This is a genomic window from Bradyrhizobium sp. in8p8 (genome assembly GCF_000426845.1).
GTDB classification, from domain to species: Bacteria; Pseudomonadota; Alphaproteobacteria; order Rhizobiales; family Xanthobacteraceae; genus Bradyrhizobium; species Bradyrhizobium japonicum_C.
Genome location: NZ_AUGD01000001.1, coordinates 111,870 through 129,350 on the forward strand (window position 1 = coordinate 111,870; position 17,481 = coordinate 129,350).

At 64.4% G+C, this 17,481-nt stretch carries 17 protein-coding genes; 5 read left to right on the forward strand and 12 right to left on the reverse strand.

Translation table 11 applies throughout. The annotated features are described in order from the left end of the window. Window positions 1-30 precede the first annotated feature (30 nt). Window positions 31-753 carry an aquaporin Z gene (gene aqpZ, locus K408_RS0100545; RefSeq protein WP_024337657.1) on the reverse strand — a complete coding sequence of 241 codons (723 nt, stop codon included), beginning with the start codon at window positions 751-753 and terminating at the stop codon, window positions 31-33. A gap of 256 nt (window positions 754-1,009) precedes the next feature. Between aqpZ and rpsU the strand changes: the two genes are divergently transcribed. Together rpsU and K408_RS0100555 are read left to right on the forward strand one after the other, a co-directional pair. After that, entirely contained in the window at window positions 1,010-1,306 is a 297-nt protein-coding gene (gene rpsU / locus K408_RS0100550; protein WP_014492442.1) for a 30S ribosomal protein S21, read from the forward strand. Between the two features lie 124 nt (window positions 1,307-1,430). After that, window positions 1,431-2,081 carry a tetratricopeptide repeat protein gene (locus K408_RS0100555; RefSeq protein WP_024337656.1) on the forward strand — a complete coding sequence of 217 codons (651 nt, stop codon included), beginning with the start codon at window positions 1,431-1,433 and terminating at the stop codon, window positions 2,079-2,081. A gap of 23 nt (window positions 2,082-2,104) precedes the next feature. Here the strand turns inward: K408_RS0100555 and K408_RS0100560 are convergent, their stop codons facing one another. The 10 genes from K408_RS0100560 to K408_RS0100605 all read right to left on the reverse strand — a co-directional run bounded on the left by K408_RS0100560 (window position 2,105) and on the right by K408_RS0100605 (window position 10,978). Then, on the reverse strand, window positions 2,105-3,037 hold the full coding sequence (locus tag K408_RS0100560; protein WP_024337655.1) for a hypothetical protein: 933 nt from the start codon (window positions 3,035-3,037) through the stop codon (window positions 2,105-2,107). A 91-nt stretch (window positions 3,038-3,128) separates the two neighbouring features. Then, entirely contained in the window at window positions 3,129-3,413 is a 285-nt protein-coding gene (locus K408_RS0100565) for a cupin domain-containing protein (RefSeq protein ID WP_024337654.1), read from the reverse strand. Window positions 3,414-3,433: 20 nt separating this feature from the next. Then, window positions 3,434-4,531 carry a calcium:cation antiporter gene (locus tag K408_RS0100570; RefSeq protein WP_024337653.1) on the reverse strand — a complete coding sequence of 366 codons (1,098 nt, stop codon included), beginning with the start codon at window positions 4,529-4,531 and terminating at the stop codon, window positions 3,434-3,436. A gap of 158 nt (window positions 4,532-4,689) precedes the next feature. Beyond that, entirely contained in the window at window positions 4,690-5,487 is a 798-nt protein-coding gene (locus K408_RS0100575; protein ID WP_024337652.1) for an alpha/beta hydrolase, read from the reverse strand. A gap of 21 nt (window positions 5,488-5,508) precedes the next feature. Then, window positions 5,509-5,679, reverse strand: a complete 171-nt coding sequence (locus K408_RS42595) for a hypothetical protein (RefSeq protein ID WP_196232339.1) — start codon at window positions 5,677-5,679, stop codon at window positions 5,509-5,511. Window positions 5,680-5,694: 15 nt separating this feature from the next. Further along, window positions 5,695-7,092 carry an NAD(P)(+) transhydrogenase (Re/Si-specific) subunit beta gene (locus K408_RS0100585; protein WP_024337651.1) on the reverse strand — a complete coding sequence of 466 codons (1,398 nt, stop codon included), beginning with the start codon at window positions 7,090-7,092 and terminating at the stop codon, window positions 5,695-5,697. A 39-nt stretch (window positions 7,093-7,131) separates the two neighbouring features. Next, entirely contained in the window at window positions 7,132-7,449 is a 318-nt protein-coding gene (locus K408_RS0100590; protein ID WP_024337650.1) for a proton-translocating transhydrogenase family protein, read from the reverse strand. Window positions 7,450-7,460: 11 nt separating this feature from the next. After that, window positions 7,461-8,588, reverse strand: a complete 1,128-nt coding sequence (locus K408_RS0100595; RefSeq protein ID WP_024337649.1) for a Re/Si-specific NAD(P)(+) transhydrogenase subunit alpha — start codon at window positions 8,586-8,588, stop codon at window positions 7,461-7,463. 137 nt (window positions 8,589-8,725) lie between these two features. Further along, window positions 8,726-8,878 carry an aa3-type cytochrome c oxidase subunit IV gene (locus K408_RS0100600; protein WP_008546229.1) on the reverse strand — a complete coding sequence of 51 codons (153 nt, stop codon included), beginning with the start codon at window positions 8,876-8,878 and terminating at the stop codon, window positions 8,726-8,728. Between the two features lie 147 nt (window positions 8,879-9,025). After that, window positions 9,026-10,978 (reverse strand): M3 family oligoendopeptidase, encoded by a 1,953-nt coding sequence (locus K408_RS0100605; RefSeq protein WP_024337648.1) that lies wholly within the window; start codon window positions 10,976-10,978, stop codon window positions 9,026-9,028. 127 nt (window positions 10,979-11,105) lie between these two features. On the opposite strand from K408_RS0100605, the gene K408_RS0100610 reads away from it, so the two are divergent. The 3 genes from K408_RS0100610 to mepK all read left to right on the forward strand — a co-directional run bounded on the left by K408_RS0100610 (window position 11,106) and on the right by mepK (window position 17,027). Continuing rightward, entirely contained in the window at window positions 11,106-12,602 is a 1,497-nt protein-coding gene (locus K408_RS0100610) for a sigma-54-dependent transcriptional regulator (RefSeq protein WP_024337647.1), read from the forward strand. A 346-nt stretch (window positions 12,603-12,948) separates the two neighbouring features. Beyond that, window positions 12,949-15,138: a L,D-transpeptidase family protein gene (locus K408_RS0100615; protein WP_024337646.1), complete on the forward strand. Its 2,190-nt coding sequence runs from the start codon at window positions 12,949-12,951 to the stop codon at window positions 15,136-15,138. Window positions 15,139-15,413: 275 nt separating this feature from the next. After that, the gene (mepK, locus tag K408_RS0100620; RefSeq protein WP_024337645.1) at window positions 15,414-17,027 is read left to right on the forward strand and encodes a peptidoglycan L,D-endopeptidase MepK; all 1,614 of its coding nucleotides are present in this window, start codon (window positions 15,414-15,416) and stop codon (window positions 17,025-17,027) included. Between the two features lie 143 nt (window positions 17,028-17,170). Here mepK and K408_RS0100625 read toward each other — a convergent pair whose 3' ends face one another. Then, complete coding sequence (locus K408_RS0100625) at window positions 17,171-17,443, reverse strand: DUF2312 domain-containing protein (protein ID WP_008546273.1); 273 nt, start codon at window positions 17,441-17,443, stop codon at window positions 17,171-17,173. Between the last annotated feature and the right edge of the window lie 38 nt (window positions 17,444-17,481).

Sequence of the window (17,481 nt, forward strand, 5' to 3'; positions counted from 1 at the left end):
GCGGCTCCGACCTGCGATCCCGCCAGGCGATCAGGCCGCCTTCACGCCCGCGACGATGCCGGTGGGCTCCTCGCTGAGCCAGCGATAGACCACCCCGCCGAGCGCACCACCGATCAATGGTGCAATCCAGAACAGCCAGAGCTGCGACAGCGCCCAGCCGCCGACGAACAGTGCCGGGCCCGTGCTGCGCGCCGGGTTCACTGAGGTGTTGGTGACGGGAATGCTGACGAGATGGATCATCACCAACGCGAGCCCGATCGCGAGCGGCGCGAAACCCGCGGGTGCACGGCCATGGGTGGCGCCCATGATGATGAACAGGAACATCATCGTCATCACCACTTCCGTGAGGAAGCACACGACCATGCTGTACTGGCCGGGCGAATGCGCGTCATAGCCGTTGGACGCGAAGCCTTTGCCGACATCGAATCCGGGCGCCCCGCTCGCGATGACATAGAGCAGCCAGGCGGCCACGATCGCGCCGGCCACCTGGGCGATGACGTATGGCAAAACCTGGCCCGCGGGAAAACGGCCACCGGCAGCGAGACCGACTGTGACGGCTGGGTTGAGATGACAGCCCGAGATGTGGCCGATGGCATAGGCCATGGTCACGACGCTCAATCCGAAGGCCAGCGACACCCCGACCAGGCCAATTCCGACCTGCGGGAAGCCGGCAGCGATCACCGCGCTGCCGCAGCCCGCGAAAGTGAGCCAGAACGTGCCGATGCCCTCGGCAGCATATTTCTTGATATCCATGTGGCGTCTCCCCTGGTTCTCGGCGCAAAGCGTCCGGGAACGACCCCTCATCGGCGCCAAGTCACCCAAATCAGGGCCGCACAGGGGCATTTTCGCCGCATTTAATGGCCGAACTTGGCCCGAAAACCCGCTTGCCCGGTGGACATCTGCGGTTTTGTCTGATACATCCGCGCGCTCAAGGTTAAGGGCTTGCGCGTTTCGCCATCCCCTTTGACTTACCAGAATTCAAATCCGATCCACCTAAAGAGGATGCCGCGTGCAGGTTCTCGTTCGCGATAACAATGTCGATCAAGCCCTCAAGGCGCTGAAGAAGAAGATGCAGCGCGAGGGCATTTTCCGCGAGATGAAGCTCCGCGGCCATTACGAGAAGCCCTCCGAGAAGAAGGCCCGCGAAAAGGCCGAAGCCGTGCGCCGCGCGCGCAAGCTGGCCCGCAAGAAGCTGCAGCGCGAAGGCCTGCTGCCGATGAAGCCGAAGCCGGTGTTCGGCGCTGGCCCGGGCGGTGATCGCGGCGGTCGTAGCGGCCCGGGTGCAGGTCCGCGCGGACCGCGCTGATTTGCCGAAGCTGTAAGACCTCAGTTTTCGATGACGCGGGCCCTTGGCCCGCGTTATTGTTTGTGAGCGGTGCCTTTCTGGGACGGGGCACTACAGATGCGGCACCAGCGCGAGCGAACCGTAGATGGTTTCCCCTTTCCCTCAGCGCGGCTTGGAGCGACGACGCCGGATCTGGCGGCAGACGCTCGTATTGGCCTTGATCGGGAGCACATTGTGCGGCTGCTCCTTCGATCTGGGATCGCTGCTCCCGGAGAAGGACAAGCCGCAGGAGGCGCCCAAGACGGCCGCGCCCGCCGAGAGCGCGGTGAGCGCGGGCAACGTCGCCGAAGCTCAGGCTCACACCGCAAAGGCCCAATCCCTGGCGAAGTCAGGCGAGACCGCGGCAGCGCTCGATGAGTTCAATCGGGCGGTCGGGCTCGACCCATACAACGCGCAGGCATTCTACGGCCGCGCCCTGATCTATCAGGGCAAGAACCAGCACGACTTCGCCATCGCCGATTTCAGCGCTGCAAGCGGGCTCAACCCGCAGAAGGCCGAGCCGCTGCTCGGCCGCGCCATCAGTTATCTCGCGCTCGGCAAGGTCACGCAGGCCGCAGCCGATCTGGACGAAGCCTCCGAGGCCGATCCGCACAACGCCCAGGTCTGGACCACGCGCGGACAGGTCTATGAGCGGCTGGGCGACAAGGCCAAGGCGGCGGCGTCCTACGCCAAGGCGGTCGCGCTCCGTCCGCGCGATGATGCCGCCCGCAGCGGCCTTGCCCGCGTTGGCGGCTGACGGATGGCGCAGCGAGCGCAGTCTCAGTCGGGGGTGGCGCTCTTCGGCAGAACCGCGTTGAACATCGACTTCATGCCCGACAGCATCTCGTCGGCGACATTGGTCTTCTTCGGTCGCGGCATGGAGGCCCCCGCATCGGCACGCAAGTCGAGCGGCGGTGCGATGACCGGCACGGGAATATCAGCCGGCGGCGTCACCCGGTTCGGATCCTCATTGCTGATCGAGGCCGTGTAGGGTGGATTGGAGCCACCATTGCCGTAGATCTCAGGTGAGGGTGTCGAGACTGTGATCGGCGGCGGCAGCGGACGGACTGTGGCCGGCTCCATGCTAACGACCCGCGGGGCCTCCGGCGTGCGGACGGCTTCCCGCACCGCAGGCTCCGCCGGTCTCTCGGCTGGCTTGGTTTCAGACGTTCTGGTCTCAGGGGACTTGGCCTCGGACTTGGCCTCGGACCTGCCCTCAGGCGACTTGCGCAGGCGCTCGATCGCAGCACGCACGAGATCGTTGGCATCAGGGGTTGCGGCCGGAGCGGCAGCCGCCGGTGCCGAATTGGCCTCGACCATCGGAGCAGCGGGAACCGCCGGGGCAGATTTGGCAATCACCTTTTCACGGGCGGACGGCTTGGCGCGCGGCCCGGTCTCCGTCGGCGCCACGTCCGGTGCCTTCTCCGCAGCCTTCTCGGCCCCCTTGGGCTCGGCGGCCGGCTGATGATCGGCGGCCGCCTTGTCCGTGACGCTCTTCTCGGAGATGCCCTTGGCCTTGGCGCCGGGAGCGGGGAGGTTGGCGGTATCAGCAGGCTTGCCGTTGTGGCCGGCGTCGGCGGGTGCAACCATCGCCGCGGGCGCATCAGCCGCCGGCTTGGCGTTGATGTAATGATTAACGATGTACGCCCCGATGATCGTCGCGAGCACCGAGGGGAAAATATCCATCGAAATCTTGGCGAGGTATTTCAGCATTCCGACCACTCCCCGCGGGCCTGATGCGGGAACTTTGGGGCATTGTGAGGGATCAACTGCGACGGATCAATGGCAGGCGGGCAACGCCAGCTTACGGCTTTAGCTCAATTTCAAGGAACACGATCTCAGTTGAGGTTTCGTTAAGTACGTCATGCTGGACGCCAGCCTTGCGGAAGTAGGATTTTCCGGCGGAGAGCTGCGCCTTGCCCCGTTCGCCATTGGGCGACACGATCGTCATCTCGCCGGCGACGACGGGAACGATCACATAGTCCATGCCGTGGGTGTGATGTCCGGTCGCGCTGCCGGGCGGAAGGCGCCATTCCGTCACCCGCACCTGCTCGTTGTCGACCTGAACTTCGGACTTGGCTGCAAGCATTGGATCTCTCCTTTCGCGCTTCAGGGCACGAACACCATGAATACGTAGACGGCAAATACCACCATATGGACCAGCCCGAACAGGACATTGGTCCTGCCCGTGCCGAAGGTCAGCATGCTCAGGAAGAAGGTCAGGAGCATGAGCACGCTGCCCTGGGCGTTGAGGCCAAGCTCGAGCTCCTTCTCGAGCGCGTAGGTGGCGAGCCCGACCGCCGGGATGGTCAGCCCGATGGTGGCGAGCGAGGAGCCCAGCGCCAGGTTGATGCTCTTCTGGAGGTCGTTCTTGCGAGCCGCCGACACGGCCGCGACGCCTTCCGGCATCAGGATCAGGAGCGCGACCAGAAGCCCGGCAAAAGCGGGCGGCGCGCCGATCCGGGCCGCGACGGCGTCGACCACCAGCGAGAACTTCTTTGCCAGAAGAACGACCGCCAGCAGCGAGACCAGGAGCAGCACCACGGTAAGGGCGAGCGCCCCGGCCGACCGGTGCACCTCCCCAGCCTCGCCCTCCGCCCGTTCATGAACGAAGTAATCCTTGTGCAGGACGGTCTGAGTGTAGAGAAACACTCCGTACAGCGCGAGCGTGACCACGTCGACGAAGCCGAGCTGAACCGCCGAATAGACCGGACCCGGCGCGGTGGTGGTGTAGTTCGGCAGGATCAGCGTGATGGTCGCAAGCGCAAACAGCACGCTGAGATAGACGTTGGCCCCTGAGAGCTGGAAACCCTGCTCGCGATAGCGCAGGCCGCCGATGAAGATGCAAAGCCCCACGAGGCCGTTGCAGACGATCATGACCACGGCGAAAACGGTGTCGCGGGCGAGCGCCGGGGCAGGCTTGTCGCCCAGCATGATCGTGGTGATCAGCGCGACCTCGATGATGGTCACCGCGAGCGTCAGCACGAGCGTGCCATAGGGTTCGCCGACCCGCTCTGCGATCACTTCGGCATGGTGAACCGCGGCGAACACCGTGCCGAACAGGATGACCAGAAGCACGATGGCAAAGACGAGCCCGCCCAGCGACAGCGTGAACACGTAGTCCGTCGCGCTGACGGCAGCGAACAACAGCACGGCAAGCGCGGGAAACATCCAAGCCGACCGGGGCATCCGATTATGCGCGCTCATCCACCGCTTCCAATTGCCTGGACGAGCAGTAGCAAATCAGGCGCGAGATTCAATGCCAGTGCAGGATCGGCGCGACCGGCAGCAGCGTCAACAGCAGGAACGCGGAATCAGCGCGGCAGAAGGCGGCGAGCGCCCAAATGTAACGTACAAAGAGATTATCAACTGCCGATAAAATCTCTCGCGGTTTCGACCGCACCAAATTGATCGAGATCGTCATGTCCGCCGCCAGCCATGGAAACGAACCGCTTGGGCTCATTGGCGAGTGCGAACAGACGCTCTCCGAACACGATCGAAATGGCAAAATCATTCGTGCCATGCATCACGAGGAGCGGCACCGTGACGCGCGCGATGCGCTCGTCGGAGCGAAACGGATCGCGCATCAAGAGCGGCACCGGAACGTACCAGAACGATGCAGCTGCGATGTCGGCGGTCGATGTATAGGGGGCCTCCAGGATGAGCTTTCCGACGCGACGTTCCGAGGCGAGCGCAACCGCCACGCCCGTCCCGAGCGAAAAGCCCCAGACGGCGATTCGTTCCGCTTCGTAGCGCGCGATGGTGAAGGCATAGGCGGCCTCAGCATCGCGCAGCAGGCCCTGTTCGCTCGGCGCGCCGCTCGAGCCGGCATAGCCGCGATAGGACAGTGCGACGAGGCCGGTGCCGTCGGCGGTCATCGCCTTGAAACGGCTGATCCGGCCGGCGAGGAAATCGCCATTGCCGGGGAAGTAAAGGATCAGGGGACGGCCTGGCTTGGCCGGGACGTGCCAGATGATGACCTTCTCGCCGTCAGACGTGATCAGGACATGCTCTTCCGCTTCCGGAAGGCCCGCGGCATCGGGGGCAGTCCGGCCGACAGGCGGGATCGGAAACAGCATCTCGCGCTGTCGGACGTACAGCACAACGAGACCAGCGAGATAGACGGTCGCGAGCAGGATGGCGGTCCACTTGATGAAGGTCATGACAGGCGGCAGCCTTTCGGCTCACGGCTTGCGATGGCTCCGCAGCAATTTGATGACATCGGGCCGAAGGCTCGCCGGAATATCGCGGCAGCCGCACGCCGCCCTGTGCGCGGCGTGCCAGGCGACGCGCTGCTCGCGCGTCGCTTTGGGCGGCATGGGATGAGACCGGTGCCATTCCTTGTTGATGGCCACGATCCCCGCCTCGCGTTACATCGCCTTGACGATGTTCTCGGTGACCTTCTTGGCGTCACCAAGCAGCATCATGGTGTTGTCGCGATAGAACAACGGATTGTCGATGCCGGCATAGCCCGAAGCGAGCGAGCGCTTGATGAACATCACGGTGCCGGCTTTCCAGACCTGGAGCACGGGCATGCCGTAGATCGGCGAGGACTTGTCTTCCTCAGCGGCCGGGTTGGTGACGTCGTTGGCACCGATCACGAAGGCGATGTCGGCCTGCGCGAATTCGGAGTTGATGTCCTCGAGTTCGAACACTTCGTCATAGGGAACGTTGGCTTCGGCCAGCAGCACGTTCATGTGCCCGGGCATGCGGCCGGCGACCGGGTGAATGGCGTATTTCACCTCGACCCCTTCCTTTTTCAGGACGTCGGCCATCTCGCGCAGCGCGTGCTGGGCCTGCGCCACCGCCATGCCGTAGCCGGGCACGATGATGACCTTGGAGGCGTTCTTCATGATGAACGCCGCATCGTCGGCGGAGCCGAGCTTGGCGGGCTTCTGCTCGCCCGAACCGCCGGCGGCGGCGGCGGTCTCGCCGCCGAAGCCGCCGAGGATGACCGAGATGAAGGAGCGGTTCATCGCGTGGCACATGATGTAGGACAGGATGGCGCCCGAAGAGCCGACCAGCGCGCCGGTGATGATCAGCGCGGAATTGCCGAGCGTGAAGCCGATGCCGGCCGCGGCCCACCCCGAATAGGAGTTCAGCATCGAGATCACGACCGGCATGTCGGCGCCGCCGATCGGGATGATCATGAGGACGCCGAGCGCCAGCGCGATGATGGTGATCATCCAGAAGTCGAAAGCGCCGCCCGTGAGGACGAGACGGACGATGAAGAACACCAGCGCCAGGGCCAATGCGATGTTGATGATGTGGCGGGCGGGCAGAATGATCGGCGCGCCGCTCATGCGCGCGGAAAGCTTCAGGAAGGCGATCACCGAACCTGTGAAGGTCAGCGCACCGATGGCGACGCCGAGCGACATTTCGACCAGACTTGATGCATGAATCGCGCCGGGCTTGCCGATGTCGAACGCTTCGGGCGCGTAGAACGCGCCGGCGGCCACCAGCACCGCAGCCATGCCGACGAGCGAATGGAAGGCAGCGACCAGTTCCGGCATCGAGGTCATCGGCACGCGGCGGGCGATCACCGCGCCGATACCGCCGCCGATCGCAACCGCGAGGATGACCAGCACCCAGGCCATGCCGTCGGCCGGCGGATGGCTCGCCAGCGTTGTGGCGACCGCGATCGCCATGCCGACCATGCCGAACAGATTGCCCTGGCGCGAGGTTGCCGGGCTCGACAGCCCGCGCAGCGACAGGATGAATAGCACCCCCGCCACGAGATACAGAAATGCAGAGAGATTGGCGCTCATCTCAGGTCCCCATTGATCCCTTCAGCCCGAGGTGGCCGCTTACTTCGACTTCTTCTTGTACATCGCCAGCATCCGCTGGGTGACGAGAAAGCCGCCGAAGATGTTCACGCAGGCGAAGATGAGCGCGACGAAGCCGAAGCCGCGCGCCCAGCCCGAGCCGCTCGAAACCATGCCGACGCCGACCGCGAGCAGCGCGCCGACGACGATCACCGAGGAGATCGCGTTGGTCACGCTCATCAGCGGCGTGTGCAGCGCCGGCGTCACCGACCACACCACGAAATAGCCGACGAAGACGGCGAGGACGAAGATCGACAGCCGGAAGATGAAGGGGTCGACGACCTGTGCTGCGTGCTCCATGGCGGGTCTCCTTAAACCTTCGGCTGGAAGTTCGGGTGGATGACGGCGCCGTCTTTCGTGAGCGCGGTGGCCTTGACGAGCTCGTCGTCCCAGTTGACGGCGAGCGCTTTCTCCTTCTTGTCGACCATGGTCTCGATGAAGGAGAACAGATTGCGTGCGTAGAGGCTGGAGGCCGAGGCCGCGACGCGGCCGGCAACGTTGGTATAGCCGACGATCTTGATGCCATCGAGATCGACGACCTCGCCCGCCTTCGCGCCCTCGACATTGCCGCCGCGCTCGACGGCGAGATCGACCAGCACCGAGCCCGGCTTCATCGATTTGACCATCTCGGCGGTAACCAGCTTCGGGGCGGGCCGGCCCGGGATCAGCGCGGTGGTGATGACGATGTCCTGCTTCTTGATGTGCTCGGCGGTGAGCGCGGCCTGCTTGGCCTGGTATTCCTTGGACATCTCCTTGGCATAGCCGCCGGCCGTCTGCGCGTTCTTGAATTCCTCGTCCTCGACGGCGAGGAATTTCGCGCCGAGCGATTCCACTTGCTCCTTCGTCGCGGGCCGCACGTCGGTCGCGGTGACGACGGCGCCGAGACGGCGTGCGGTCGCGATCGCCTGCAGTCCGGCGACGCCGACGCCCATCACGAACACCTTCGCGGCGGGCACGGTGCCGGCCGCCGTCATCATCATGGGGAAGGCGCGGCCGAAGGCCTCGGCACCCTCGATCACGGCGCGATAACCGGCGAGGTTGGCCTGCGAGGACAGCACGTCCATCACCTGCGCACGCGTGATGCGCGGCATCAATTCCATTGCGAAAGCGGAGACGCCGGCATCCGCCATCGCCTTCAGCGCGGCCTCGTTGCCATAGGGATCCATGATGGCGATGACGAGCGCGCCGCGCTTGTACTGCGAAAGCTCGGACGCTTCGGGACGCTTCACCTTGATGATGATGTCGGCGTCCTTCAACGCGTCGGCGCTGACGGTGGCGCCGGCCGCGGTGAATTCGGAATCCGGCAGGCCCGACTTGACACCGGCACCCGGCTCGACGGCAACCTCCGCGCCCAGCGCTTTGAACTTCTTCACCGTATCAGGCGAAGCGGCGACGCGCGGCTCCGACGGATCGATTTCCTTGGCAACGGCAATCTTCATGAGGCCTCCGGCGACGCGGGAAAAAGCGCGCACGCGAACTTAGCGTTACTCCCGCAACGTTGGATACCGGTTTTGGGACCGGCTTGAATGCAAATTTTATGGGCACCGTCGACGCTGGCGGTGCGGCGGTCGACCGATCAGGTGAGGAAGATCGCCATCAGGATCACGATGAGCGCGACCGAGACCGTGCCGTACTTCACCAGCTTGATGAAGCCCTCGTAGGTCTGCTCGTGGGCAACGTAGTCGTTGCCGTCGGCGGTGGTGTAGGCCACTTCGCTATGGTCAGCCATGGATTGTCCCCAGTCGAAAGTCGAATTCCTGGGGTGGATACCTTAAAGATCTGCACAGGGCAACGGCACCGAGGCGGGGTTTTCCCGCAAATCGGGTCATTTAGAATTCCAATTGTCGCGGATCCAGCGCGCCAGAGCGCAGTCGCCTCAGCCAATCGCCTCCAGCTCATCGATCATTCCCGAGATGACACTGAGCCCGCCGTCCCAGAATTTCGGATCCTTGGCGTCCAATCCGAACGGGCGCAGCAGCTCGGAATAGTGCTTGGTGCCGCCCGCTGCGAGCATGTCGAGGTAGCGCTCGGCAAAGCCCTCGGCCGCGTTCTCGTAGACGGCGTAAAGCGAGTTCACCAGGCAATCGCCGAACGCATAGGCGTAGACATAGAACGGCGAATGGATGAAGTGCGGGATGTACATCCAGTAGTTCTCGTAGCCCGCCTTGATCTCGATCGCCGGCCCCAGGCTCTCGCCCTGCACGGACAGCCAGATCTCGCCCAGGCGCGTCGCGGTGAGCTCGCCATTCTTGCGTTCGGTATGGACCGCGCGCTCGAACGAATAGAACGCGATCTGCCGCACCACGGTGTTGATCATGTCCTCGACCTTGCCGGCGAGCAGCGCCTGACGCTGCCTGGCGCTCTTGGTCTGTGCGAGGAGACGCTTGAACGTGAGCATCTCTCCGAACACGCTCGCGGTCTCGGCAAGCGTCAACGGCGTGGGTGCCATCAGAGCCCCGTTCTTGGCGGCGAGCACCTGATGGACGCCGTGACCGAGCTCGTGGGCGAGCGTCATCACGTCGCGCGGCTTGCCCTGATAGTTCATGAGGACGTAAGGGTGCGCCGATGGCGTGGTCGGATGCGAGAACGCGCCGGGCACCTTGCCCGGACGCACCGGCGCATCGATCCAGCGATCGGTGAAGAAGCGCTCGGCGATGTCGGCCATTTGGGGCGAGAAGCCGCGATAGGCCGTCAGCACCATACTCCGCGCGTCCGGCCAGCCGATGACGTCGGTCGCCGCAAATGGCAGCGGCGCATTGCGGTCCCAATAGGCCAGCCGCTTCTTGCCGAACCACTTCGCCTTCAGCGCGTAATAGCGATGCGACAGCTTCGGATAGGCCGCGCGCACCGATGCGACCAGCGCATCGACAACCTCGCGCTCGACGCGGTTGTTCAGATGGCGGGAATCCGCAACGTCCTTGAAGCCGCGCCAGCGGTCGGAGATGTCCTTGTCCTTGGCCAGCGTATTGGTGATCAGCGCAAAGGTGCGCTCGTTGGCCTTGAAGGTCTTGGCCAGCGCCTCGGCCGCGCTCTTGCGCTTGGCGCCGTCGCGGTCCTGCAGCAGATTGAGCGTCGGCTCGATCGCGAGCTCCTTGGCGCCGACCTTGAAGCGGAGGCTGGAGATGGTCTGGTCGAACAGCCGGTTAAAGGCGGAATAGCCGGTCTGCGCCTTTTCCAGGAAGAGCTGCTCGAGCTTGTCGTCGAGCTGATACGGCTTCTCCTTGCGCAGATCCTCGATCCACGGACGGTAGTATGCGAGTTCGGCGGCCTGCATCGCGCGGTTCAAAATATCGTCATCGACGCGGTTGAGCTCGAGCGCGAAGAACAGAAGATGCGTCGACGCGGCCGTCAGGCGCTCGGACACGTCGCCGTAAAACTTTGATATTGCGGGGTCCACGCTGTCGCCGGCATGGACGAGGCCGGCATAGGAGCCGAGACGGCCGGCGAGATCGTCAATCGCCTCATAGCGTCGCACGGCCTCGGCGAGCCATTTTCCGCCATCTTCGTTTGCTGTGCCTGAGGCGAGCTTGCCCTTGTAGTCGGTCTCAAAGGCGACGCAGTCGGCATCCAGCTTTTCGAGATCGCGCGCCACTTCCGGCGCATCGATCCCGGAATAGAGATCGGCCAGGTTCCACTCCGGAAGCTTTCCGGTCTTGCTCGCAGGTTTTGCCGGCGAAGACTTGGAGCGCGAAGACTTGGAGAGCGAAGACTTGGAGAGCGAAGACTTGGAGGGCGATGCCTTGGTGACAGACTTCTTGCCGACGGATTTCTTCGTGGCAGGCTTGCGGAGTGCAGTCTTTTCAAGAGCAGTCTTGGAGCGCGAAGTCATTGTGTGGGAAACCTGTGTTCAACGAGCACGACGTCGGGCGGGGGCATCAAGGTTTAAGAGTGCGTTAATCGGCTTCGGCCAGAGTGCCCCGATTCGAGACAGATAGTAGTAGCGTGCGGGGAACACCATGGCTGCCAGTATTTTGATCGCCGACGACGACGCTGTAGCCCGCCGGCTGATCGAGAACATGGTGCAGAAATGCGGCTATGAGACGGTCGTCGTGGACTCCGGCGATGCCGCGGTCGCCACCCTCACCGCCCCCGACGCGCCCGCCATCGACGCCGTCATCCTCGATCTCGTGATGCCCGGCCTCGACGGCATGGGCGTATTGGCGAAGATCCGTGAAGCGGGTCTGAGTATCCCCGTGATCGTGCAGACCGCCCATGGCGGAATCGACAACGTGATCTCGGCGATGCGCGCGGGCGCGGCCGATTTCGTCGTCAAGCCGGTCGGCGTGGAGCGCCTCCAGGTGTCGTTGCGCAACGCGCTCAATACCTCCGCGCTCAAGGGCGAATTGCAGCGCATCCGTCACAGCCGCGAAGGCCGGCTGACCTTCTCGGACATCATTACGCGCGCTGAGGCAATGACCCAGGTGATGCGAACTGCACAGAAGGCGGCGAACTCCGCCATCCCCGTGCTGATCGAGGGCGAGTCCGGTGTCGGCAAGGAGATGTTCGCGCGCGCCATCCATGGCAGCGGCGAGCGCAAGGCCAAGCCGTTCGTCGCGGTCAATTGCGGCGCAATTCCCGACAATCTCGTCGAGTCCATCCTGTTCGGCCACGAGAAGGGCGCGTTCACCGGCGCCACCGAGCGGCACATGGGCAAGTTCGTCGAGGCTCATGGCGGCACGCTGTTCCTGGACGAAGTCAGCGAACTGCCGCTGACCGCGCAGGTGAAGCTGCTGCGCGCGCTTCAGGAAGGTGCCGTTGAGGCAGTCGGCGGCCGCAAGCCGGTCAAAGTCGATGTCCGCATCATCTCGGCAACCAATCGCAAGCTGCTGGAGCGGGTGAAACAGGGTCATTTCCGCGAAGACCTGTTCTACCGATTGCACGTGTTGCCGCTGACGATCCCCTCGCTGCGCGCGCGGCGTGAGGACATCCCGCATCTGCTCAGGCATTTCCTGGCGCGCTTTGCCGCCGAGGAGAACCGCCCCATCACCGGCATCAGTGGCGAGGCGGTGGCGCATCTCACCCAGCTCGATTGGCCGGGCAACATCCGCCAGCTCGAGAACGCGGTGTACCGTGCCGTGGTGATGAGCGACGGCGACCAGCTCGAGCTCGACGATTTTCCCCTGCTTGCCTCGCAGCCGCACGTCGCAGCGGACATTCCGACGGCACCGCTGATGATTGAGCCGATTGCTGTGCCTTCCCTCGTATCAGGTAGCGAAATACCCATCGTTCCCCTCCCCGCGGCAGGAACTCTCCCCATGCTCACCGCGACCGGCGACGTCCGCCCGCTGGAGGACATGGAGAACGAGATCATCCGTTTCGCCATCTCGCACTACCGCGGGCAGATGTCCGAAGTCGCCCGCCGTCTCAAGATCGGCCGGTCCACGCTCTACCGCAAACTCGATGAAGCGGGCGTTCCCGGGCATGGCGGCAAAAGCGGCGAAGAGACGCATTGAGCCTGATACAAACGGAGGCTCGCGCGGAGGTGCGGGACCTTTGTAACCCGTTCGCAGCACGACAGAATTCGACTGCGATTTGAACCGTGACCCGGAAGTGACAGACAGAGGGAAAAGCGCGTGGCAGAAGCGCACAATCCGTTGCCAAGAGGCTCCCTTGAAGTCAGTTTGTCGTGAGTTGTCCCGGGTAGCGCTGGCTGCAAAATCGGGGCCTGTATATCGTCTGCGTAGGAATCGTTGCGTGCAGGCGTGCAACTTTCGAGAGGCCGGCGCGGTTTAGCCGAAACTCATTAGGCGATAACGAAGCTGTTCCCCGACGGACAGCTTACCCGAGGGGTGCGACACAATGCGTGACTGTTTGAACCACCGTGTGGGCTTTGACCGTGTCTTGATGACAGTCGCGGCGACCTTCCTCGCGGTGTCGGCCAGCGCGGCTCTGGCGCAGGATCAGGCGCGCAGCAGCGCCGCCGAGCTCGCGATCGAAGCTGCGATCCCGCGCCCCGAGCCGGCCAACGTCCCGCCTCCGACTGCAGCCGACATCAAGCTCGACACCACCGCGACGCTTCAGGACGCGACCAAGGAGCCCGCGAAAACTGAGGCGGCGCCCTCGCCCGAACCCAAGGCTTCGGACGTTGCCACTACGCCTGCCACCGAAGCGCCTAAGAACGATACAGCCAAGACGGAACCGGCAAAGACCGAGCCGGCCAAGGCCGACACCGCAACGACAGCGCCCGCGCCTCCTGCTGCTGCGGCCGCTCCGGCCGCCGAGCCGGTGAAGGCCGCGAGCAGCGTTCCCGCTGCCGACCAGCCGGTTGCCGACAGGCTCAAGGATATCATCGGCGCCAAAACCTCGCGGCACTTCGACCGCAAGAACGAGCGCGCTGCAGTCGAGAAGTTCTACAGCGCACGCGATTTCGCGCCGGTCTGGACCCAGGGCGGTACTCTCACCGCTGCGGCCAAGGGCGTGGTTGCGCGGCTCAAAGACGCGGCCTCCGATGGCCTCAATCCCTCCGACTATCCGGTTCCGGATTTCGCCGCCGCCACGACGCCGGATGCGCTGGCTGATGCCGAGCTCAAGCTCACCTCCAGCATGTTCGACTATGCACGCCATGCCCAGAGCGGCCGCATGCATTGGTCGCAGGCGAGTGGCGACATTCTCTATCCCGAACATCCGGTCGATCCCAACGAGGTGCTCGCCAAGGTCACGACGGCGGCGGACGCCTCCGCAGCGCTCGAGAGCTACAACCCGCCGCACAAGCTCTACAAGGAGCTGAAGGCGAAGCTGGCCGAGCTGCGCGGCCAGGGCAACGGCCCAGTGATCGAGATCGCCGAGGGCCCGGCGCTGAAATACACCCCGGCCAGCAAGAAGCGGCATGAGATCGTCGTGGAAGATCCGCGCGTGCCGCAGCTGCGCGCCAAGCTCGGCCTGGCCGAGAACGCCGGCGACACCCGCTATGACGCGGCGGTTGCCGAAGCCGTGCGCAAATTCCAGAGCGGCGCCGAGATGAAGGCGACCGGCATCCTCGACGACAAGACGGTCAAGGCGCTCAACACCCCCAAGCGCGACAAGCAGATCGATGTGGTGCTGGTGAACATGGAGCGCTGGCGCTGGCTGCCGCGCGACCTCGGCGCGCCCGCGCTGGGCGACGCTTATGTCATCCTCAACATTCCCGACTTCACGTTGAAGGTGATGCAGCGCGGCCAGCAGGTGTGGACCACTCGCGTCGTCACCGGCAAGCCGGGCAAGCATGCGACCCCGCTCCTCACCGAGACGATGAAGTACATCACGGTCAACCCGACCTGGAACGTGCCGCCGTCGATCGTCTATAACGAGTACCTGCCGGCATTGCAGCAGGACCCGACCGTGCTTCAGCGCATGGGTCTGAGGCTCGAGCAAAACCGCGACGGCTCGGTGCACATCTCGCAGCCACCCGGCGAGGCCAACGCGCTCGGCCGCATACGCTTCAACTTCCCGAACAAGTTCCTGGTCTATCAACACGACACGCCGGACAAGCATTTGTTCGCCAAGGAGGAGCGCGCCTTCAGCCATGGCTGCATGCGCGTGCAGAATCCGGATCAGTACGCCTCCGTCCTGCTCAACATCGTCATGCCGAACGAGAAGTACACGCCGGAGCGCATCCGCAGCATGTACGGCAAGAGCGAGATCGACCTGAAATTCCCGACGCCGATTCCGGTGAACATCACCTATCAGACCGCATTCGTCGATGACGCGGGCAAGCTGCAATTCCGCAAGGACATCTATGGCCGCGACGCCGCCATGATCAACATTCTGAAGAACAGCCGCGGCAAGGACATCGAGAACGTCGTCGCGCACTCGCAGCCGAGCTACTCACGGCCGGCGACGACGCTGCCGGCGGGGGTTGCGGTGGCCAACAATGGCGGCGGCTTCAATGGCAGCGGCTTCGGCTCGTCCGGGCCGAACTTCTTCGAGCGCCTGTTCGGGGCACCAACCCCGGCCGCGCCGCCGGCCCCGGTCGGCCGCCGGCCGCAGCAGCAGCGGGTGTTCACCCGCTGAGGGCGACCCCAGCGCACCCACCTCGCGAAATTCGACAATGAAATCAGCGACTCCATCCGCATGGATGGAGTCGCTTAACGTTAACCATTCTCCACCGCGTCCCGGGCAGCGGGCGTTTTTTTGCCACAGTCAACCGTTTAGGATTGTATTCTGAATTGGTTTGGGGGCGGGAAGGTCAACCTCGAGTTAACCTTCTTGCTTTAAGAAAGCGTTCACCCTCTTTCGCGCTGCTAACGGGGTTGGCGGGAGAGTCCATTTGAACGCTCGTCGACTGGGTGGGCTCATACGTGCTAACTGGTCTCGCACGCCGATTTGCTGTGCTGTCGTTGTCCCATGCGGGCGTGAAGGCCGGATCCCGGATCGGCCTCGCTGCTGCATTGCTGCTTGCGGCCGCCGGCTCGGTTCATGACGCCGCCGCCCTGAACGAGACCAAGACGCTCTCGTTCCACCACACGCATTCCGGCGAAGACCTCACCGTCACCTTCAAACGCGACGGGCGCTACGACGAAGCAGCGCTGAAGCAGCTCAACCACTTCCTGCGCGACTGGCGCACCCAGGAGCAGACGGTCATGGACCGTCGCCTGTTCGACATCCTCTGGGAAGTCTATCGCGACGTCGACGGCAAGCAGCCGATCCAGATCATTTCCTCCTATCGCTCCCCCGCCACCAATGCCATGCTCCGCCGCCGCTCCTCGGGCGTGGCGCGCTCCAGCCAGCATATGCTGGGACATGCGATGGACTTCTATATCCCGGGCGTGCCGCTGGAGCAGATCCGTTTCGCCGGCCTGCGCCTCCAGCGTGGCGGCGTCGGGTTCTATCCGACCTCCGGCTCGCCTTTCGTGCATCTGGACACCGGCAGCGTCCGGCACTGGCCGCGGATGACCCATGACCAGCTCGCCCGCGTCTTCCCGGACGGAAAGACGGTGCATCTGCCGACCGATGGCGTGCCGCTGAAGAATTATGAGCTGGCGAAGGCCGAGATCGAGCGGCGCGGCAGCGGCGACGATGCCGGCAGCAAGCCGAATTTCTTCGCCGCCCTGTTCAAGAGCAAGCCGGCTCCCGCCGCGAGCAGCGACGAGGATGACGAGGGCGCGCCCGCCCCAGCCGCGAAGCCGGCGGCACCGACCGTCGTCGCAGCCGCCGCCAAGCCTGCCGAGCCGGTGCCGACGCCTCGCGCCAAGCCGCAGATCGCCGCCGCACTCCAGCTCGCTTCGGCCGATGCGCAGATCGTTGCGCCGCCCAAGCCGAAGCCCGCGCCCGTGGCTGACAAGCCTGCAACCGGCAAGCTGGAGACCCCTGCCGACATCATCAATGCCCGCGGCTTCTGGGATGATGTCCCGGCTGCGCCGCAGCAGGCTACACCGGCGCAGGTGGCGGCCCTGAAGGCGCGCCAGGCGCTTGCGGCCGCCACCGATCCGCACCCGACCGCGAGCGTCACCAACGCAACTCTGCAGGCGCTGGCTTACGCGCCGGCCGCCTCCCCGGTCGATCGCGCCAACGTCGTCGCGGCATCCGCGCCGATCCCGCGCACCGCCCGCCCCGCGGCGTCCCGCAGCGTCGCTCAGGCAACCGAGATCAACACGGTCGTCGGCAAGAGCATCGACGGCAGGGTCGCGACCGCCACCCGCCTCTCCGCGGCGAAGGGCGAGAGCATCTGGCTCAAGATCGTCATGCTCTCGCCGAGTGCCAGCCACGCGATGTCGGTGACGCTGATGGGCGAGCTCGATACCGCAGCGCTGCGCGGCTTCTTCGTCAAGCCTCATGCCGTGATCGCGATGGGATTTGCCGACGACCCCATGCCGGGCCTGTCCTGCGACAGTTTCTCGGGCAGCGCGACCGCAAAGCTCCAGACGACGTCGTTCGTCGTGCGGACCGCGTCGCTACGCTGATAGAAACGACGATTTCCAGGAAGTCGGTCTGGTGGCCCGGATGGAGCGAAAGCGTAATCCGGGGATGCCGCCCGCGCAGCAAGAGCCCGGATTTCGCTTTCGCTCCATCCGGGCTACGGCAGCGTTGTTGAGACGCGAACGCCTCAGATCATGCCCAGCGCCTGCATGTAGGTCTCGAGGATCGTCTCGGCCTCGGCGCGTTCGTTCGGGTCCTGCTTGCGCAGGCGCACGATGGTGCGCAGCGCCTTGACGTCGTAGCCGTTGCCCTTGCTCTCGGCATAGACGTCGCGGATGTCGTCGGAGATCGCCTTCTTTTCTTCCTCCAGCCGCTCGATACGCTCGATGATGGATTTGAGCTGGTCCTTGGCAAATTTCGTCGCGGGCTCGTCGTCGCGGACGGCGGCGGAGGTGGCCATCTTGTACTCCCAATGGAACTGGCAAAACGAGGTGACGC